Below are 19,312 nucleotides of genomic sequence, written 5' to 3'. Positions count from 1 at the left end.
TCGGAGTGAGTCCTCACTCCGTCAACTGGATTTCAGTGCCGAGAAGAACGTCCGGATGTCGTCCACCACGATCTCGGGCACCTCGAGTGCGGCGAAGTGGCCGCCCTTCTCGAAACGGCTCCAGTGCACGATGTTGGCGTTGTCCCGTTCGGCGAACACCCTGATGGTCTGGAAGTCGTCGGCGAACACGGCCACGCCGGTCGGGGCGGCGTTGACCGGTGCCGGTTCGTCGGTGGCGGCGTTCGCGTTGTCGAAGTAGGACCGGGCCATGCCCGCGGCCGCGTTCGCGAACCAGGCGACGGACACCTCGGTCAGGATCGACTCCAGTGGCACCAGTGACGTGCCGTTGCCGAAGGAGTTGAACAGCTCGCTGTAGGCGAGCAGCCCGACGGGTGAGTCGCTCAGACCGGCGGCGACCGTCTGCGGCCTGCTGGCGTTCATGGTGTTGTAGCCGCCGACCTTCTGGAACCACCGCATGTGCTCCAGCCCGGCGTAGTCCCTCGGTTCGAGTCGTTCGAACTCGGCGGGGTCGCCGGAGGGGAAGGAGAACAGCTGCAACACGTGCAGTCCCAGGAAACCGTCCGGGTTCAGTACGCCGAGTTCGCGGGCGACCAGCGCGCCGTGGTCCGAGCCGTGCACGCCGTAGCGCTCGTAGCCGAGCCTGCGCATGAGGGCGTCGTAGGCGCGGGCGACCCTGGCGGTGGTCCAGCCCGGTTCGGTGACCGGGTTGGAGAAGCCGAAGCCGGGCGCGTCCGGCACCACGACGTGGAACGCGTCCTCGGCGCGTCCGCCGTGGGCGACCGGGTCGGTGAGCCGGTCGATCATGTCGAGGTAGTCGACCGACGAGCCGGGGTAGGTGTGCGCCAGCAGCAGTGGCGTCGCGCCCGCGTGCGGCGACTCGACGTGGATGAAGTGGATCGGCTGGTTGTCGATCTCGGTGGTGAAGTGCGGGTGGGCGTTGAGACGCCCCTCGGCGGCGCGCCAGTCGAACGCGTGCCACGCCGCGACGGCCTCGCGCAGGTAGTGGTTCGGGGTGCCGTGCTCCCAGGTGTCGCCCGGTGCCTGCCGCGGCAGCCGGGTGCGGCCGAGGCGGTCGGTCAGGTCGTCCAGCTCGGCCTGGGTGACCTCGATGCGGAAGGGGCGGATGTCCGTGTTCGTCATGCCACTGACGCTAGGGTGGTTATAGGAAGGATTCGTTCCTATTTGAGGAGGGCAGTCGCAGTGACCGCGGACACATCCGCGCGGCTCCTCGCGCTTCTCGGGCTGTTCCAGTCGCGGCCGTCGTGGAGCGGTGCCGAACTGGCCGAACGGCTCGGCGTCACGACCCGCACCATCCGCAACGACGTGGAGCGCCTCCGCGCCCTCGACTACCCCGTCGAGGCCACCCGTGGCGCGACGGGCGGATACCGGCTCGGGGCGGGCGGCAAGCTCCCGCCGCTGCTCCTGGACGACGAGGAGGCGGTGGCCGTGGCGATCGGACTGCGTGCGGGCAAGGGGATCGCCGGGCTCGAGACCTCCAGCGCCCGCGCACTGGCCAAGCTCGAACAGGTCCTGCCGCCGCGCCTGCGGCCGACGGTGGAGGCGCTGGCGTCGGTCGTCGACCACGCACCGGAGAACATCGGCACCGACGCCCCGGACCCCGAGGTCGACCCCGCCGTGCTGCGCACCATCGCCACGGCGATCCACGACGTCGAGTGGTTCCGCTTCGACTACCAGGACACCTCGCGGCTCGTCGAGCCCTACCGCCTGCTCGCCTGGCAGCGGCGCTGGTTCCTCGTGGCCCGCGACCCGTCCGGCGGCGAGTGGGACGTCTACCGCGCCGACTGGATCACGCCACGCATGCGCACCCACCGCCGGTTCGCGCCCACTCCCCTGCCCGACGACGACTACACGACCTTCACCATGCGCCGCGTCGCGTCCAGCGGCTGGCAGGTGCACGCGCGCCTGCGCGTCGACGCCCCCGCCCAGGCCGTGATCGACCGGATCAACCCGACGGTCGGCGTGGTCGAGGCGGTCGACGACACCACCTCGGTCCTGATCACCGGCGCCGACTCGCTGGACACGGTCGCGGCCTACATCGGCATGCTGGACATGGACTTCACCGTCGAGTCACCTGCCGAGCTACGGCCACTGCTACAGGTCCTCGCGGAACGCTACGCCCGCGCCTGAGCCCTGGGCCAACCGATGGTTGCGCATCGCCCGCCACTGGCTCCGTGCCGTCGGGGGTTCCTCGGGCACCCGCCGGCTCTCCCCCAGCTTCCGTAGAGCTGCGCGGTGGTCACCGACGGGTAGCGCCTGCCGTCGCGGTCGACCGTCGCCGGGTTGCCCGCCTGCCTTCGCACGGGCCGAGCAGACCCGACAGCTGGCCGCGGCGTTTCTCGGCCGGGCGGACGGCGACGTCCAGGCCGTTCTGGCCGATCGCACCACCCCGGGGAGTCACGCGGCACGAAGCCCATGCTCGCGCCGAGTGCGTCGGTGGCGGAGGAGCCGCCAGGAACGGTAGGGCTGCCGCGCGCACGCCCTACCAGCACGTCCGGCAACGCGGCCAGGATCAGCTCGTGTCGTTCCACGAAGGACGACACCGCGTCGCCCGGCACGATCAGCAGGGTGCTGCGCAGGCCTACGGCGCTGTTCGGGTGGTTGAGCAGGTGTGGTTGGTGAATGCGTTGTGGCGTCGGGTGTTGGCCGCCTGGAGGCCGACGCCCGGTGCGCAGCGCCGCTCGACCGTCTCGGCGTCGCCTGCGCCGAAGGTGGGCAACAGGCCATGCTAGGTCCTGCTCAGTCCTTGACGTGCCACGGGTCCGGCGCGTTTCTCGTCGACGATGCGGCGCGCCGGCGGCGGATCGAACCGGCCCTCGCGCATGATCCACAGTTCCACGGCGGCATGGTCGCCCTGGACGACGGGCTCCCCGCACCTGGGCACGACCGGGACGGACACCCGTCACAGTCGATTGACTCAGTCGGGTAAACGACGGTTTACTCCAGGGGTGAACAATGGTTCACCGTCCAGGACGGCTCATTCCAGTCGGCTCATGATCGTGCTCTGTGGGTGCGGTGTCACCGTGTCCCTGATGCACACCCTGGTGGCACCGCTGCTGCCGGACGTCTCGCACACCTTGCACCTCTCGCAGGGCGCGGCGTCCTGGCTGCTCACGGTGACCATGCTGTCCGGGGCCGTGTGCGCGCCGGTGTGCGGACGCCTCGGCGACATGTTCGGCAAGCGGCGGATGCTGGCCATCGCGCTGGCGATCATGTCGGTCGGCTCGTTGCTGGGTGCGCTCAGCTGGTCGTTCGCGACGCTCTTCTGCGCCAGGATGCTGCAGGGCGCCGCGTTCGGCGTGCTGCCGCTGGGGATCAGCATCCTCAAGGACGAGCTGCCCGAGGACCGGGTCATGGCCGGCACCGCGACGATGAGCTCGACGCTCGGTGTCGGTGGCGCCATCGGGATGCCGCTGGCCGGGGTGATCGCCCAGCTCATGAACTGGCACGCGGTGTTCTGGGCGGCGACCGCCGCGTCGCTGCTGGTGTTCACGCTCGTGCTGGTCTTCGTGCCGGAGTCGCCGGTGCGCTCCGGCGGCCGGTTCGACGTCCTCGGCGCGCTGGGGCTCGGCGCCGGACTGGTGAGCCTGCTGCTGGCCGTCTCGCAGGGCGGCACGTGGGGCTGGGGCAGCGCCGCCACCCTCGGACTGTTCGGCGGGTCGGCGGCGGTACTGGCCCTGTGGGCGGTCTACCAGTCGCGGGTGCGGCAGCCGCTGGTGGACCTGCGCACCTCCACACGCCCGGTGGTGCTCCTGACGAACACGGCGACGATCCTGGTCGGCGTCGGCATGTTCGCGAGCTTCATGATGACGCCCCTGCTGCTCCAGGCGGCGACTGCGACCGGCTACGGCTTCGGCGTGTCCGTGATGGTCGCCGGGCTGTGCATGGTGCCGATGGGGCTCGGGATGCTGTTCTTCTCGCCCCTCTCGGCCAAGCTGTCGGCGCGGCGGGGCGCACACGTGACGCTGCTGGTCGGCGCGCTCGTGATGCTCGGCGGCAACGTGGCGCTGGCGCTCCTGCCGGGGAACATCCCGCTGCTGATGGTCGTGCTGATGGTGCTGTCCGTCGGGACCGCGCTGTGCTTCTCCGCGATGCCGACGCTGATCATGGCCTGGGTGCCCGAGACCGAGACGGCGTCGGCGAACAGCCTGAACTCGCTCCTGCGCACGGTCGGCACCAGCACGTGCGCGGCGATCGGCGGCACGCTCCTCGCCGCGTACACCACCCGGGTCGACGGCGCCGTCGTGCCCTCGGCCACCGGGTTCCAGGTGACGTTCTGGATGGCGGCCGCGGCGAGCCTCGGCGCGGCGGGACTCGCACTGGTGGTCACCACGGTGCTCCGGCGCGGCGCACGCGTCACCGTGCGCGCGAGCGACCGCGTCGTCGCGGGCGCTGACCTGGTCGTTCAGTAGGCTCCCGCCATGGTCACGGACGCCTCGCCACGACACGCACCGCCCGTCGCGACGGGCGGCACCCGGCAGGCGATCCTGAAGGCCGCGCGGAGGCGGTTCACGCACGGCGAGTTCGCCGAGGTCGGGCTGCGCGAGATCGCCCAGGACAGCGGCGTCAGTGCCGCGCTGATCGTGAAGTACTTCGGCAGCAAGGAAAACCTGTTCGCCGAGGCCGTCTCCTTCGAGACGGAGGCGACCGCGCTGCTGGACCGCGACACCGAGCACCTCGGCGAGCACCTCGTCCGCACCCTCCTCGACCTCCACGACCACGCCGAGTCCGACCCGTTCCTCCGCGCGGTCATGGCCGCGTGCCGCCCCAACGGCACCCACTTCGCCGAGACGTTCCAGCAGCACTTCGCCGAGCCGCTCGCCGCACGGCTCGCCGGCCAGGACGTACCCCTGCGCACCGCGATGATCTGCGCACACCTGACCGGCCTCGGCGCCGTCCGCCGCGCGGTGAAACTCCCCGGTGTCACCGCGCTCACCGCCGACGAGATCGTCGCCGCGTTCGGCCCGCTGCTCCAGGCGCTCATCACGCCCTGTCCGTGACCCGAGTCCGTTGCCGCTCCACACCGCCACGTTCGCGAACAACACGCTCGCGGTGCCCAGCGCCAGGGCCAGGTCGAACACCGTCGCCGCCGCGAACACGCCGATGGGCCGCCAGCCCGCCTCACGCGGCGACGACGGCCGGAACTCCAGGCCGATGCTCACGAACGCGACGATCAGGGACCAGGTCCGCAGGTCGTTCGCCACCGCGATGGTGTCCCTGGCGTCGGCCGCGCCGACCGAGTCGACGAGGACCGTCGCCGCGATGAAGCCGAGCACGAGCGTCGGGAACCGGTGCCACAGCTCGATCGTCTTCGGTCGCGGTGCGCCGCTCCACCCGGCAGGTGAAGTAGGCGGCCGACCAACCCCACTGCGACGAAACCGATGAGCGCGTTCTGGGGGGTCTTCACGATCGCGGCGATCTGCAGCGTGTCCTCGCCCGCGAGCGCACGCGCGGCGCGATGGCGGCACTCACACCACGGATCGACACGCGCGCGGATCTTCTGGTCGAGCCCGAGCCGGCCCGCGAGCCACCAGGTGAACGCGAACAATGGGGTGATCGGCAACAACGCCTGCGCGATCGCCGGGCCTGCGGCGTTGACCAGGACCGAGAGGTTGATCGACGCACCGAGCAGGACGAGCCCGGTCCTGATGAAGAACTCCGTGCGGAAGCCACCCGACAGTCGCTCCCGCAGGCCGGTGGAGCTGAGCACGATGTTGCCGAGCAGGTCGAGGACGATCGCGTAGACGGGGGTTCTCGACACCCGCGGCGAAGTCCTCGAGGCTCGCGCCCTCGATCCACAGTGGAACGTCGTGCTCGCGGTAGCGGCTGATGGCGCCGAGCGCGAGGACGACGAGGACCCCGCCCGCGATCCACCCGGCCGCGCCGGGACACCGGCTCGACGGTGACGGCCGGCTCGGTGGCTCTCGGGCGTCGGCGGCGACAGAAGGCCGACGACGGTGGCCGCCCAGTCCTCGTCGAGCGCGATTCCCCCGATTCGATCGTCCTTTGTGGACATCGACCGCGGACCACTGGTCGCACCGGGCGGCGCGTGGTGAAGTCCGAGCGGACACGCATGGAGCTTTCGCTCATGCATGCGATACGCTCGCCTCGGTCCGGATCCGGAATGGACCCACCCGACCAGACCCCAGTTCCGATGAAGGGAAGATCCCGCCCGTGGCTCAGCAGACGATCGTGCAGTTGGTCGACGACCTCGACGGCAGCCAGACAACGGACATCAGCACGGTGACCTTCGGCCTGGACGGGGTCACCTACGAGATCGACCTGTCCGAGGCCAACGCGAGCAACCTCCGTGAAAGCGTCCAGGACTTCGTCACCCACGCCCGGCGCACCGGCGGGCGGCTCAGGACCGGTGCGGGGGTGAAGCCCGTCGGCGCGACCACCGCCAGCCACGAGCAGGCACAGGCTATCCGGGAGTGGGCTCGCCGCAACGGCCACGAGGTGTCCAACCGCGGCCGTATCCCGGCCAGCCTGATCGAGGCGTTCGAGACCGCACAGGCCGAGGCCACGACCACGACCCGCAAGCGACGGGCGAAGGTCACCGCCCCCTGAACGAGTCCGTCCGGCCTGTCCGCGAAGGTGAGGTGTGGCGGGTGACCGGTGGTCAGGCCGGACCGACGGCGAACGTGGGCTGGACCGGCCGCCTGGCGCGCCCGGTCCTGGGGTGGAAGAGAATGGTGGCGGTGAGCAGGATGCCCAGGCTGACAGCGCCGAGGACGACATAGACCCAGGTGCTGTTCGCGCTGTCCCACGTGGCATGCAGGGCGACGGCGACGGCGAACCCACCGACGAACCACAGCCATGACCATCCCTTCCACCCCCGGCCTGCCGCCGCCCACAACGCGGCGGCGGTGATGCCGGTCCAGGCCATGTGCGCGGCCGGGCTCATCGCACCCCGCATCAGCAACACGTCGTCCAACGCGTCCAGCGAGCCACTGGACTCGACCAGCACGACCAGCGCGTAGCCCATGGTCTCCAGCACCGCGAACCCCGCACCCGCCGCGACCCCGAGCAGCAGCCCGTCGGCCGGTGCGCGGCGGCGACGCAGCACCACCAGCACCAGCAGCACCGCCACCGGTGCGGTCAGCTTGGCGGCCTCCTCGATCAACCCGACCCCGACCATCGGCAGCGCGCCAAGGCCCCTGACCGTGTCGTACTCCACCAGGCCCGCCAGCACGACGCCGACCACGCCGCCCACCAGCACGACCGTCCCGACCGTGCCCGCACCGACCCCGAACCCGACCCGCTGCCCGGCGACGAACGTGACGAACGTCAGCGGGATGACGGCGGAACCGAGCAGGATCAGCGCGGGCACCAGGTTCGGGTTCCCGGTCTCCCTCAGCACCCACCACACCGCGCCGAACAACAGCCCGCACACGACCAGCACGACCACCCACAGCCACCGGCGCACCATGCCCACCACTCCCTTCCGGTCCTCCCGGATCTCACCGGTCCCCCGACCCGGCCACAACTCCGCGACACCTTCGTGGGACGTCCGGCCGGCCGTGACGGCGCTGAAGCGGCGCACGACGTGGCGGTTGTCCGGTACCGGCGGTTCCTGCTAGCCGGTAGTGAGGATGGGGGCCTCCTGCGCAGACACACGCCGTGTCCGAGCACACCCTGGGTCATGCGAACGGGACGCGCGTGCCGTCTCCGTCCGACGACCAGGAGGGACGCACCTATGCTCACAACATCCCGAAAGGCCATGGCCCTGGCCGGCATCGCGGTCGTGATGGGCGCGGGACTGGCGGCCTGCGGCAGCGGCGACTCCTCGGCAGGCACGGCGCCCGCGAACACGAAGGTGGGGGTGCTGCTGCCGGACACGGCGTCCTCACCACGCTGGGTGTCCGCCGATCCCACCGAGCTGAAGAAGCAGTGCGCCGCACGCAAGCTGACCTGCTACATCGACAACGCCAACGGCAGTGCGACCACCCAGCAGTCGCAGGCCCAGGCACTCATCAACGCGGGCGTCGGCGTCCTGCTCGTGGTGAACCTGGACTCGGGCTCCGGCAAGGCCATCGAGGCACTCGCACAGCAGCACGATGTCGTCACGATCGACTACGACCGGCTCACGGCCGGGGGCACCGCCTCGTACTACGTGTCCTACGACAACGTGAAGGTCGGCGAGGACCAGGGGACCGCGCTGACCCAGGCCCCGCAGGTCAAGGGCAAGTCCACCGTGAACTACGTCGAGATCGACGGCGCGGCCACCGACAACAACGCCACCCTGTTCGCGCAGGGCTACAACTCGGTGCTGTCCAAGCAGCCCGGCTGGACCAGGCTCGCCGACCAGAGCGGCAACTGGGACGCCGCCACCGCGCAGACCGTGTTCACCACGATGCTCGGCCAGCACCCCGACCTCAACGCGGTCATGGTCGCCAACGACACCATGGCGCAGTCGGTCATCAACGTGCTGACGGCACAGGGGCTCGCGGGCAAGGTCGCGGTGTCCGGCCAGGACGCCACGGCGGGCGGCCTCGACAACGTCATGGCCGGCACGCAGGCCTTCACCATCTACAAGCCCGTCGCTGGTGAGGCCGACGTGGCGATCAGGCTGGCGGCCCAGATCCTCGACGGTCAGAAGCCGACCGCGCCCGCGTCGACGAAGGACCCGACGACCGGCCGCTCGGTCCAGTCGTACCTGGCCGACCCGACCGTCATCACGAAGGCGAACGTGGCGAAGCCGGTGTCCGACGGCTACGTCAGCGCCGGGTCCGTCTGCTCGACCGCCGCGCTCGCGAACCTGTGCGCGGCCAATCGCCAGCGTCCACCCCGCCATTATCGGCCGAGGGCGGCGGGCCGCGACGTGAAGCGAACCGGGGGACTCGCGTTCCGGCTGGTCGCGGCCAGCGTGGCGCTGGGGGTCGTGGTCGCGGGCGCGTTCGTGGTCATGCTGAGCTCCACCGCGCGGCTCCGCGACCTGCAGCGGCAGGCACAGCGTGACGAGGAGGTGCTCGTCGTCGCCAGCCAGACCGAGCGGCGCGTCGTCGACCTGGAGACCGGGTTGCGCGGCTACGTCATCACCGGCGCGGACAACCTGCTCACGCCATGGCGTGCCGCACGGGCCGCCATTCCCGGACAGCTCGACCAGCTGACCCGGCTCGTCGCGGACAACCCCGACCAGCGCAACACCGTCGGCCGCATCGCCACCGCGATCGACTCCTACCTGGACGACTACTCCGTCCCCCTGCTCGCCCTGGCCCGACACGACCGGGCCGCGGCGAGCACCGAGCAGGTCACCGAGGAGGGCGAGCAGCGCCTGGACGGCATCCGCGCCGACTTCGACGAGTTCCTCACCACCGAGACCACCCTCACCTCGGGCCGCCAGGACAGCGCCGACGGCGCCGACCGCCGCGCCACGGTGGCCGCCGCGACGGGCCTCGCCGCCTCGGTACTGCTCATCGCCGCCTTCGGTGGCTACCTGACGGTGGTCATCGCACGACCTGTCCGACGTGCCGCGGCCATGGCGGGCCACATCGCGGACGGCGATCTGGACGCGCGCCTCCCCGACGGCGGCCCCGGCGAGATCGGCGCCCTACAGCGCGGTTTCAACACCATGGCCGGCTCGCTCCAGCACAACCGCGCCGAGCTCGCCGCCTCACGCGCCAGGATCGTCACCGCCGCGGACCAGGAACGCCGCCGCATCGAACGCAACCTCCACGACGGCATCCAACAACACCTCGTCGCCCTCGTCCTCGACCTCCGCGCCGTCCAGACCGAGACCGACGACCACCCCGACACCGGTGCGCGGGTCGGCCGTGTGGCCGACGACCTGACCGCGGTGCTCGACGAACTCCGCGAGCTGTCGCGCGGCATCCACCCGGCCATCCTCACCTCGGGTGGACTGCGTCCCGCGCTGAGGTCACTCGCCCGCCGCGCCGCCCTGCCGGTCGAGCTCGACCTCGACCTCCCCGCGAGACTTCCGGAAACGGTCGAGGTCGCCGCCTACTACGTCGTCTCCGAGGCACTCGCCAACACCGCCAAACACGCCGACGCCACGACCGTCCACGTCAGACTCCACCACCAGGACGACCACCTGCACCTCACGGTCACGGACGACGGCCACGGCGGCGCCGACCGCGAGGGCGGCAGCGGCCTGATCGGCCTCACCGACCGCGTGGAGGCCCTCGGCGGCACCTTCACCGTCCACAGCCCGGCCGGGGCGGGCACCACCCTCGTCGCCGAGCTTCCGCTCCGGTCCGCCACCGGCGGGGGCGGATCCGTGCCCGGTCCTCGTCCAGCACGGAGTGACAGGCGTTTCGAGCGGGTTCGAACGACGGGCCCAGCGCGCGGCGGGCGGGGCAGAGTGTGCGTCTACCGCTTACCGATTCCGTTGGGAGAACCATGAAGAGAACGCTTTCCGTGCTTTTCAGCGCTGCCGTGGCGCTGGTGTCGCTGCTGGGGACCGCGGCGGCGGAACCCGGCGTCTCCTCGGGACCTGACGTGCAGGTCGGCTCACCGGCAACCCCGGGGCGCGAGGTCTCGCCGCTGGCCCTGTCGTGCCCTGCCGGTGACCTGTGCGTGTGGCCGGTAAGCGACGGCAGTCGGAACCGCTGCAGCTGGACGAACTCCGACAACGACTGGCAGGTCAGTCCGGTCACGTGCTCGTGGTCGTCGTCCAGTCCTGTGATGGCCGTGTACAACCACGGGACCAGCACGTCCTACAGCGGCGTGTGCCTGTATCCGGGGGCCAACTACTCCGGTGTACCTGGCGGCGCGTACCTGATCTCACAGGGCGACGCGTACTCCGGGGTGCCCGGTGTGAAGATCCGCTCCCACAGGTGGGTCACCGGAGACTCGTGCTTCTGACCGGGCCGGGAGGGTCGTCCGACATCGGCCACAATGGACACAAGTCGTGACGACCCTCGTCGCTCGTGCAGGTGGGTGCGGTTTTCGGGTGTGGCGAGCGGCCGGTGACGGGGGTGCCCGGTCGGCCGGCGACGGCGGCTCGTTGTCGTTCGGGCGTGCGTTCCGTGGAGTTGTCCACGCACCGCACCCGCTGTTGGACAACGTGGCGAGCTGATGTGCTGGCCGGTGTCGACGAGGGTGAGGGAGACGACATGCCGCACTTGCGCATCCACTTCACCGACGCGGACCTCGCGCGCACGCGGTTGCACCTGGAGATCGACCTCATGTGGGAGATCGTCAGCAGTGTCCAGGTCCTCCAGCACGCCGACGGCGGACTGTCCTTCGACCCGTGGCGGCGCCAGGTCCGTGAGCGGCTCAGCCGGGACGGCGACCTGCGGGCGGCGGTGGCCGCGCTGGTGGCGATGGCGCCGCACGCCGCCTACTTCCCCGACTTCCTCACTCCCGCAACGGACGCGCCCGACCTCGAGACGGGGGTGGAGACGGTTCTCTCGACGCCGCGGCCCCGCCTGAGCGAGGAGGTCGGCCTGCTCCGGCCTGCCGGGGCCGCGCAGGCACGCTGGCTCGGCGAGCTCGCCCGAGGGAAGTCGACAGCACTGCGACATCTGCGGCGGGCCCTGCACGTGTACTTCGCGGCCCTGATCGAACCGCACCTGCGCACCATCCAGGACGCGCTGCGTGCCCACTGCGCCGAGGGGATCCAGAGCTACCTGCGGACCGGCGCCGAGGGGCTGCTGCGGTGGCTCGGGCCACCCACGGCCTGGCAGCCGCCGCTCCTGACGGTCGAGTACCCGCTCGACCGCGACCTGTACCTCGACGGCCGCGGCCTGGTGCTGATTCCCGGCTACTTCTGCCTGCATCACCCGGTGGCGCTCGCGGACCCGCTGCAGCGCCCGGTCCTGGTGTGCCCGATCCGAACCGAGTCACGCCTGCTGGCCGGGCGCCGCGGCGGCGACCACGTGAGCGCGCTGCTGGGGAACACCAGGGCCTCGATCCTGCGATCGGTCATCGACGGTGGCACGACCACCGGACTGGCGAGGCAGACCGGCGTCGCACCCGCCACCATCAGCCATCACACGAGCGTCCTGCGGAACGCGGGACTCATCACGACCGACCGCCACGAGAACTTCGCCACGCACCTCATCACTCCGCTGGGGCTGCGGGTCCTCACCTCCGACGCGTCCTGACCACCGCGAGGAACGTGTGTCATACCAAGGTGTTTCACCGCACGTCCCGAAATTTTCCCGCAGGTGTGGGAAAACCTGAAACAGTTGATCATTCCGGAGCGATCCGTGCACACACCACCTGGGCTCACGCCTGTCCGGACCCTCGCCACGGTGGCGTCCGTGCTCATCGCGGTCGTCTGCGCCGTCGACCTGTACGCGACATGGGCGGCATGGAACACGCACTCCGTCGTCGCCGACTTCGTCGCGGGCGTGCCGGGGGTCACCGACAGCGACCTCTACGCCGCGGACGACGCCACCACCACCGCGCTCTGGCTGAGCGTGCTCGCCCTGGTCGCGTCGGCGGCCGTGTTCCTGACCTGGTTGTGGCGCGCCCGCGTGAACTCCGAGCGCCTGTCGGGTGTTCACCACCGCCTGGGCCGCGGCTGGACCATCGGCGGCTGGTTCTGCCCGATCGTGAACCTGTGGTTCCCCCGTCGCATCGTCGACGACATCTGGCGGACCAGCCGCCCCGACGTGCCGACCGACCAACTCCAGGTCGACCCACTCCCCCTGAGCCCGCTCGTCCGCGCCTGGTGGCTGGCCCTCGTAGCCAACTACGTGGTGCTGTACTTCCTGCGCATCCAGAACAGCTCCGGCGACGTGACCCTCGGATACTTCGAGACGGTCGCGGTCTACTCGACCATCAGCACGGGCCTCGTGCTCGTGGCCGGTGTCCTGCTGATCCGGGTGGTCCGCCAGATCACCGAATGGCAGTCCACGCCCCGCATCACCATGGAACACACCACACCCCGGCAGGCGACCTGACGAACGCGGGCCATCCCCTCGATCCGGGGCCGCGTCCGCGGTACGGCATCGAGGAGATGGCCCGGGTTCCGACGGTGCGGTGGATCAGAACCAGGTCTGGAAGGAAAGGCCGTTGCACGAAAGCGCGCGCAGCCCGTACTGGGCACTGTCGTCGACGCACCAGTGAGTGGCCTGGTTCTGCAGCATGACACCACCGTTGGGCATCGGCGTCTGGATCCAGCGCTGGAAGCCCAGACCGTTGCACGGGATGGCGCGGAGCCCGTAGTCGAAACTGTGGTCCACGCACCGTCCGGTGGCAACGTTCCTCAGTTCACGGGTGGCGTCGGACCACACCGTGACGTTCCACTGCTGGAAGCCGAGGCCGTTGCACGGGAAGGCACGCAAGCCGTGGTCGTAGCTCTCGTCGACGCACTGCACGGTGGCCTGGTTCCGGAACGACCTGACTTCGGAGACCTGGAGGACACTGTCGGGTGCGGCGACGGTGAGGCCCGTCGCGTCGGTGGGACTCACGGAGGTCGTTGCCTGGGCCGTCGTCGCCCCGAGCAGGAGCGGGACGGCGATCACGAGCGTTCGGATCGCCGCGCGGACGTTCATCGCGTTCTCCTTCTCCGTATCGCGTCGACGGGGCTGCTCACGGCGTGTGGGTCCAGGCCTGTATCGCCCCCCAGTTGCAGTCCCACTGCTGCAGGGAGGCGCCAGGAAGACCGAAGTCCCTGGCGTCCAGGCAGAGACCGCTTCTCATGTTCTTGATGAACCAGGCGTTGCCGCCCGCGTTGTAGAGCATCCACTGCTGCATGTCGCCCGACCAGCACGTCCACTGGTGCAGTTCCACACCCCAGTCCTTGCTGCCGTTCGGCACGTCGAGGCACTTGCCGCTGTTGACGTTGACGATCTCGTAGTAGTGCACGCCGTTGATGACGCTGGTCTCCACCAGCGTCCACCGCTCCGGTGTTCCGCCGTAGCAGTCCCAGGTCTGCGCCCTGGCGCCGTCCTGGATCGAGCCGTTGGCGATGTCCGCGCAGTGGTGACTGGAATTGTTCCTGAGTTCGTAGGGGCCGAACGACGCGGCCACGGACGGTGCCGCCTGCGCGGGCGTTGCTGCGAATGCCGTTGCCAAGAGCACGCCGGCGAGCAACGAAACAACGGTACGCACACGCATTGCTTCCTCCTTTGACGTCATTCCCGCCGAGCCGTTCGGCCCAGCGCCTTGAACCATCGCGTGGCAGCCTGCTCGGTAACCTTGCGGCGACCTTGCGTGGCAGGTCAGGATCGAATCCTGTTCGTTCGATCACCATTGGGGGACAGGTGGAGCTCCGGCTTTTCGGCGAACTGGAAGTGTGGTCGGCAGGCCGGTCGCTGGAAGCGGGAACGCCGCGGCAGCAGGCGGTTCTGGCCGCACTGGTCGTCGACGCGCGCAGGCCGGTCGCCATCGACACCCTCGTCAACCGGGTCTGGGACGACAGGCTCCCCGCGAACCCCCGTGCCGTGTTGTACTCGCACCTGAGCAGGATCCGGCGGTTGCTGGGGCCCTCGGTGTGCCTCGAGCGCAGACCCGCGGGCTACGTGCTGGACATCGATCCGGATCTCGTTGACCTGCACCGGTTCCGACGTCTGGTCGACCAGGGCCACGACGACCGCCGCGACGACGGTGTCCGGCTCGCCGCGCTCACCGAGGCTCTCGGTCTATGGCGGGGGGAGCCCCTGTGCGGCCTTTCCGGGGCATGGGTCACGCAGGTCCGGGACAGCTGGCACCAGCGACGGCTGGACGCGGTGATGCTCTGGGCACAGACCGAACTCCGGCTGGGCCATCCCGCCGCGGTGACCGCGTTTCTACCCGACCTCGCCGCCGAGTACCCACTGGTCGAGCCAATCGAAGCCCTGCTCATCCTGGCGCTGCACGCGACCGGACGAGGTGCCGAGGCTCTCGACCGCTACACCGCCGTCCGGCAGCGGCTGGCCGACGAGTTGGGCACCGACCCCGGTCCGGAGCTTCGTGCCGCCCATCAGGCAGTCCTGGCAACCACTTCCACGTCGGTCACCGGCGATCGGGCAGCGGGAGCGCCGATCCCCCGGCAGCTGCCCGCGGCGCCTCGGGCGTTCACCGGGCGCGAGGCCGAACTCTCCTTCCTCACCACGGTCGCCGATGCCGCCGACCGCCAGGGCGGGACGATGGTCGTCTCCGCGATCGGCGGCACCGGCGGCATCGGCAAGACGTGGCTCGCGGTGCGCTGGGCCCACGACAATGTCGACCGGTTCGCCGACGGGCAGTTGTTCACCGACCTGCGCGGCTTCAGCCCCGCCGAGCAGCCGGCACCTCCGGCCGACGTGCTCGGCGGTTTTCTCCACGCGCTCGGCGTCGACCGCGACCGCCAGCCGGCCGGTCTGGACGCCCGCGCCGAGCTGTACCGCAGCCTGATGGCCGGGAGACGGATGCTGGTGGTGCTGGACAACGCCGTGTCCACCGAGCAGGTCATCCCGCTGCTCCCCGGCGGCGCCCACTGCATGGTCGTGGTGACCAGCCGCAACCAGCTGGGCGGGCTCGCCGCCCGCCACGGCGCCTTCCCGGTCCACCTCGATGCTCTCTCCAACCCCGAGGCCCGCACCCTGCTGGCCACCGCGCTGGGGGCCGACCGGGTCGACGCCGACCCGTCCGCGATCGCGGAGCTGGTCGAGCTGTGCGGTGGTTTCCCCCTCGCGCTCGGGGTGATCACCGCCCGCGCCGCCACCAACCCGCACCTGCCCCTGCGAGACGTCGTCGCCGACCTGCGGGCTCTCGGCCTCGACGCCCTGGACTCCGACGACCACACCGCCAGCCTGCCCGCGGTGCTGTCGTGGTCCCTGCACCACCTCACCGACCGGCACCGCGAGGTGTTCGCGCTGCTGGGCATCGCGCCCGGCCCGGACACCGGTCTGCCCGCCGCGGCCGCGCTCACCGGACTACCCGAACGCGAGACACACGCCGTGTTGCGGGTCCTGGTCGAGGCATCCCTGGTCGATCGCGGTTCCGGTGGTCGCTACGGCATGCACGCGCTCGTCCGTGACTACGCCACCAGCACCGCGGCCACACTGCTCCCCCACGCGAGGGAAACGGCGCTTCGGCGTGTTCTCGACTTCTACGCCGACACCGCCAACGCAGCGGACCGACTCCTCAACCCGCACCGCGACCCCACACCGTTCGAGCCACCCACCTCGGGTGCCCGTCCCCACTTCCTGCCGGATCCCCCGGCCGCGTGGGCCTGGTTCGACACCGAGCACGCCTGCCTGCTCGCCGCCCAACAGACCGCCGCCGCTCACCTGTGGCACCTCACTGTCTGCTCCCTGGCCGCGAGCCTGTACACCTTCCACTACCGGCGCGGGCACCGCCACGACCACGTCACCGTGTGCAGGGCCGCCGCCGACGCCGCCGCCCACCTGCCCGACCCCACCGCCTTCACCTACACCCACCGCCATCTCGGCCGCGCCTACGCCAACCTGGGCGACCACGACAACGCCTTCGACCACCTGCACAAGGCCGTCGCCCTCGCCGAACACCACCAGGACCTCCTGGAACAGGCCCACACGCACGACGCGCTCGCGTGGGCCTGGGAGCTTCGCGGAGACGAGCGGCGGGCCCTCGACCACGCCCGCCACGCCCTGGACCGCTACCGGACCTCCGACGTGCCGAAGTGGACGGCACGCGCGCTCAACAACGTGGGCTGGAGCGCCGCACGCGTCGGCGACTACGACACCGCCCGCGACCACTGCCAGGCCGCCCTCGCGCTGCATCGGCGCCACCGCAACACCATGGGCGAGGCGACCACCCTGGACAGCCTCGGCTACATCGAGCACCACAGCGGCCACCACCACCAGGCCATCGACCACTACCAGCACGCGCTCATCCTGTACCGCGACTTCGGCCATGCCTACGAGATCGCCAACACCCTGGCCGACCTCGGCCACCCACGCGCCGCCCTCGGACAGACCGAGCAGGCCTGCGCGGCATGGCGGGAAGCCCTGCGGCTGTACCGGGAACAACACCGCGACGACGACGCGACCTGGATCCAGCACGAACTCGACAAGCTCGACCCGCGCCCCACGAGGTGACGCCGTCCGGGCTCTGTCGACGCGTCGCGGTCCGGCAGGTCGCGCTGCCGTAGTGACGCGCTGTTCGCAGGTAACCCGATGGGTGGTGCGGCCGAGTGACAGCCGGCCTGGTCGGTGTTCGAGCACGGCAGGACCGTGCGCCCCTTCCGAGGTCGTGACGCGCGTGAGGTCACGGTGGCGAACCGGGGAGGGATCGTGACTGAGGTGGACACGTCGTCACGACTCGGCGCGCGCACGGCGGCAGGCGTGGTACTCGCCGCCGGCCGCGACGAGGACGAGCAGGGGTGCGGGATCCGGGCAGCCGCGGCGGGCAGTCGGTCGAGCAGCCGACCGCGCGGCTCACGCCACGTCCTGACGCGAAGCCCCTTCAGGACTTCTCCGTGCGGTAGTGGTGGCACTGGCCGGTGAACGTGGCTGCCAGGCACTCGCGCAGGATCGTCGTCGCCGCGGCGGGCAGTTCCCGGTGGCCCACCCGGCGGGCCGGGTTGTCGTAGAGCTGGTCGGCCAAGCCGTCGACGAGTGCCGCCAGGCGGGTCGCGGCCAGGTCGGCGTCGGTGCCCGCGACGACCTCGCCGCACTCCTCGCCGTTGCGGACGGCGGTGGCCAGCTGGGTTCGGATGTCCGCCGCGGTGGCGGCGGCGACCTCGGCGAGCGCGGGGTTGTCCAGCGACCGGCCGCGGAACACGCGGGTGACGCGGTACTCGCCGCGTCGTTCGTCGTCCAGGGGCAGTAGTTCCAGCACACCGTCGAGCACGATCGCCGAGATCGGCTGCTCGTCGGCCGTTCCTGCCGCGACCCGGTCGGCCAGCCGGGCACTGATACTCACGGCCATCACCGCCGCAGGCCTCGTCCTCGCCACGACGCGCCTGGCCGTCGGCTTCCTCCGCCTCCGTCGAGCCGGGACCGCCCTCCCGGCCACGTCACCGCGGCCGTGGTCGGTGGATGGGTCCGCGGTTACCGGACGATGAGCGACTGCGCCAAAGATATCTACACGCACCATCGGACGGTGGCGGTGCGGTCTCAGCGGAGGTGGCAGATGCGATTACGATTCGGATGGCGCGGAAAGGCAGGGGTCGGTGCCTTAGCCATAGCGTTGTCGATCACGATTCCCGCGGTGGCGAACGCTGGTTCGTCCCCGGCTCATGGCTACGACAACCCCCGTAGCGACGCCACGCGGCTCAACCAGATCCAGGCGATCGGCAGCCACAACAGCTACCACCTCGAGGTGTCGGCCGCGGAGAAGGCGATCCGCATCCAGCAGGCGCCCGACAACGAGCACGAGTTCGAGTTCACCGCGTCCCCCCTCGCGGAGCAGCTGAGCTCGCAGAACGTCCGGCAGGTCGAGTTCGACGTGTGGGCCGACCCGGACGGTGGCCTGTTCGCCAACCCGCTGCTGCGCCAGCTGGCCGGTCTCGGTGCCTACGAGCCGGCCATGGCACAGCCCGGTACCAAGGTTCTGCACGCCCAGGACGTCGACTACTACTCCAGGTGCCTCACTCTCGTCTCCTGCCTCCGCGGGGTGAAGTCCTGGTCGGACAGTCATCCGTCACACATGCCGATCGCCATCCTGCTGGAGTTCAACGACGATCCACTGTGGTACCCCGGAACCACCGAAGTCGTGCCCGGGACCGTCGTGCCAGTCGAGTGGACCAAGGCCAGGATGGTCAGCCTGGAGAACGAGCTGCTGTCGGTGTTCCCGCGCAACCGGATCATCACGCCCGACGATGTCCGCAAGCCGGGCAAGACGCTGGAGCAGTCGATCAAGACCGACGGCTGGCCGACGATCGGCTCGTCACGCGGCAAGGTCATGTTCCTGATGGACCAGAAGGACTTCGACACCAAGTACCGCAACGCCTACGTGGCGGGCAACCCCAGCCTCGAAGGCAGGCTCATGTTCTCGCAGAGCACGCCGGGCCAGCCGGACGCGGCGTTCCTGAAGCGGTACGTCTGGGACGCGGGCGGTCCCGCGGAGATCACGAACCTGGTCCGCCAGGGTTACCTGGTGCGCACCCGCGCTGACGCGGACACCCTGCAGGCGCGGGCGAACGACACGACCGACCGGGATGCCGCGCTGGCCAGTGGTGCGCAGTGGGTGAGCACCGACTATCCGGCACCCGGGCTGGCGAACAGGTGGGGCAGTCCGTACTACGTGGCGATACCCGGTGGGACCGTCGCCAGGTGCAACCCGGTCCTGACGGTGAGCGTGTGCAGAAGCTCCGCGATAGAACCAAAACCAGCCAGGCCAAGGCGCTGATCTGACAGGGGTCACGCCGAGGTGGCGCCGGTCTCCCGACGGGGACCGGCGCCACTTCTGT

The 19,312-nt window shown here is 70.5% G+C and carries 17 protein-coding genes; 12 read left to right on the top strand and 5 right to left on the bottom strand.

Annotation, left to right across the window (positions count from 1 at the left end; genetic code table 11):
* Positions 1–21 precede the first annotated feature (21 nt).
* A complete protein-coding gene (locus CLV71_RS05090; protein ID WP_133901428.1) occupies positions 22–1,161 on the bottom strand; it encodes an epoxide hydrolase family protein in 1,140 nt (379 codons plus the stop codon).
* Between the two features lie 60 nt (positions 1,162–1,221).
* Between CLV71_RS05090 and CLV71_RS05085 the strand changes: the two genes are divergently transcribed.
* The 6 genes from CLV71_RS05085 (at position 1,222) to CLV71_RS05065 (ending at position 6,609) form a co-directional block, all read left to right on the top strand.
* Complete coding sequence (locus tag CLV71_RS05085; RefSeq protein ID WP_133901427.1) at positions 1,222–2,169, top strand: helix-turn-helix transcriptional regulator; 948 nt, start codon at positions 1,222–1,224, stop codon at positions 2,167–2,169.
* A gap of 863 nt (positions 2,170–3,032) precedes the next feature.
* Positions 3,033–4,451, top strand: a complete 1,419-nt coding sequence (locus CLV71_RS05080; RefSeq protein ID WP_133901426.1) for an MFS transporter — start codon at positions 3,033–3,035, stop codon at positions 4,449–4,451.
* A gap of 9 nt (positions 4,452–4,460) precedes the next feature.
* Positions 4,461–5,039: a TetR/AcrR family transcriptional regulator gene (locus CLV71_RS05075; RefSeq protein ID WP_133901425.1), complete on the top strand. Its 579-nt coding sequence runs from the start codon at positions 4,461–4,463 to the stop codon at positions 5,037–5,039.
* Between the two features lie 10 nt (positions 5,040–5,049).
* Positions 5,050–5,424, top strand: a complete 375-nt coding sequence (locus CLV71_RS47485) for a hypothetical protein (RefSeq protein ID WP_166663939.1) — start codon at positions 5,050–5,052, stop codon at positions 5,422–5,424.
* Positions 5,421–5,783: a hypothetical protein gene (locus CLV71_RS47480; RefSeq protein WP_166663938.1), complete on the top strand. Its 363-nt coding sequence runs from the start codon at positions 5,421–5,423 to the stop codon at positions 5,781–5,783. Before CLV71_RS47485 ends, CLV71_RS47480 begins: the two co-directional genes overlap by 4 nt.
* A 430-nt stretch (positions 5,784–6,213) precedes the next feature.
* Positions 6,214–6,609 (top strand): histone-like nucleoid-structuring protein Lsr2, encoded by a 396-nt coding sequence (locus tag CLV71_RS05065; protein WP_133901424.1) that lies wholly within the window; start codon positions 6,214–6,216, stop codon positions 6,607–6,609.
* Positions 6,610–6,661: 52 nt separating this feature from the next.
* Here the strand turns inward: CLV71_RS05065 and CLV71_RS05060 are convergent, their stop codons facing one another.
* A complete protein-coding gene (locus CLV71_RS05060) occupies positions 6,662–7,471 on the bottom strand; it encodes a PrsW family glutamic-type intramembrane protease (protein WP_133901423.1) in 810 nt (269 codons plus the stop codon).
* Positions 7,472–7,738: 267 nt separating this feature from the next.
* On the opposite strand from CLV71_RS05060, the gene CLV71_RS05055 reads away from it, so the two are divergent.
* The 4 genes from CLV71_RS05055 (at position 7,739) to CLV71_RS05040 (ending at position 12,914) form a co-directional block, all read left to right on the top strand.
* Entirely contained in the window at positions 7,739–10,405 is a 2,667-nt protein-coding gene (locus CLV71_RS05055; RefSeq protein WP_133901422.1) for a substrate-binding domain-containing protein, read from the top strand.
* Positions 10,402–10,866: a peptidase inhibitor family I36 protein gene (locus tag CLV71_RS05050; RefSeq protein WP_133901421.1), complete on the top strand. Its 465-nt coding sequence runs from the start codon at positions 10,402–10,404 to the stop codon at positions 10,864–10,866. Before CLV71_RS05055 ends, CLV71_RS05050 begins: the two co-directional genes overlap by 4 nt.
* Before the next feature lie 251 nt (positions 10,867–11,117).
* Positions 11,118–12,110: an ArsR/SmtB family transcription factor gene (locus CLV71_RS05045; protein ID WP_133901420.1), complete on the top strand. Its 993-nt coding sequence runs from the start codon at positions 11,118–11,120 to the stop codon at positions 12,108–12,110.
* A 150-nt stretch (positions 12,111–12,260) separates the two neighbouring features.
* Positions 12,261–12,914, top strand: a complete 654-nt coding sequence (locus tag CLV71_RS05040) for a DUF4328 domain-containing protein (RefSeq protein ID WP_166663937.1) — start codon at positions 12,261–12,263, stop codon at positions 12,912–12,914.
* An 84-nt stretch (positions 12,915–12,998) separates the two neighbouring features.
* Here the strand turns inward: CLV71_RS05040 and CLV71_RS05035 are convergent, their stop codons facing one another.
* Together CLV71_RS05035 and CLV71_RS05030 are read right to left on the bottom strand one after the other, a co-directional pair.
* Positions 12,999–13,508: an RICIN domain-containing protein gene (locus tag CLV71_RS05035; RefSeq protein ID WP_133901418.1), complete on the bottom strand. Its 510-nt coding sequence runs from the start codon at positions 13,506–13,508 to the stop codon at positions 12,999–13,001.
* 37 nt (positions 13,509–13,545) lie between these two features.
* On the bottom strand, positions 13,546–14,073 hold the full coding sequence (locus tag CLV71_RS05030) for an RICIN domain-containing protein (RefSeq protein WP_243866234.1): 528 nt from the start codon (positions 14,071–14,073) through the stop codon (positions 13,546–13,548).
* Positions 14,074–14,219: 146 nt separating this feature from the next.
* On the opposite strand from CLV71_RS05030, the gene CLV71_RS05025 reads away from it, so the two are divergent.
* On the top strand, positions 14,220–16,997 hold the full coding sequence (locus tag CLV71_RS05025) for an AfsR/SARP family transcriptional regulator (RefSeq protein ID WP_243866233.1): 2,778 nt from the start codon (positions 14,220–14,222) through the stop codon (positions 16,995–16,997).
* A gap of 367 nt (positions 16,998–17,364) precedes the next feature.
* On the opposite strand, the gene CLV71_RS05020 is transcribed toward CLV71_RS05025, so the two are convergent.
* Positions 17,365–17,823, bottom strand: coding sequence for a TetR family transcriptional regulator C-terminal domain-containing protein (locus tag CLV71_RS05020; RefSeq protein WP_208297393.1), 459 nt, complete (start codon positions 17,821–17,823; stop codon positions 17,365–17,367).
* 288 nt (positions 17,824–18,111) lie between these two features.
* Between CLV71_RS05020 and CLV71_RS05015 the strand changes: the two genes are divergently transcribed.
* Positions 18,112–19,251, top strand: a complete 1,140-nt coding sequence (locus CLV71_RS05015; protein WP_243866232.1) for a phosphatidylinositol-specific phospholipase C1-like protein — start codon at positions 18,112–18,114, stop codon at positions 19,249–19,251.
* Positions 19,252–19,312 lie beyond the last annotated feature (61 nt).

The organism is Actinophytocola oryzae (assembly GCF_004364325.1).
Taxonomy (GTDB): Bacteria; Actinomycetota; Actinomycetes; order Mycobacteriales; family Pseudonocardiaceae; genus Actinophytocola; species Actinophytocola oryzae.
This window is presented reverse-complemented; position numbering and strand designations above follow the sequence as displayed.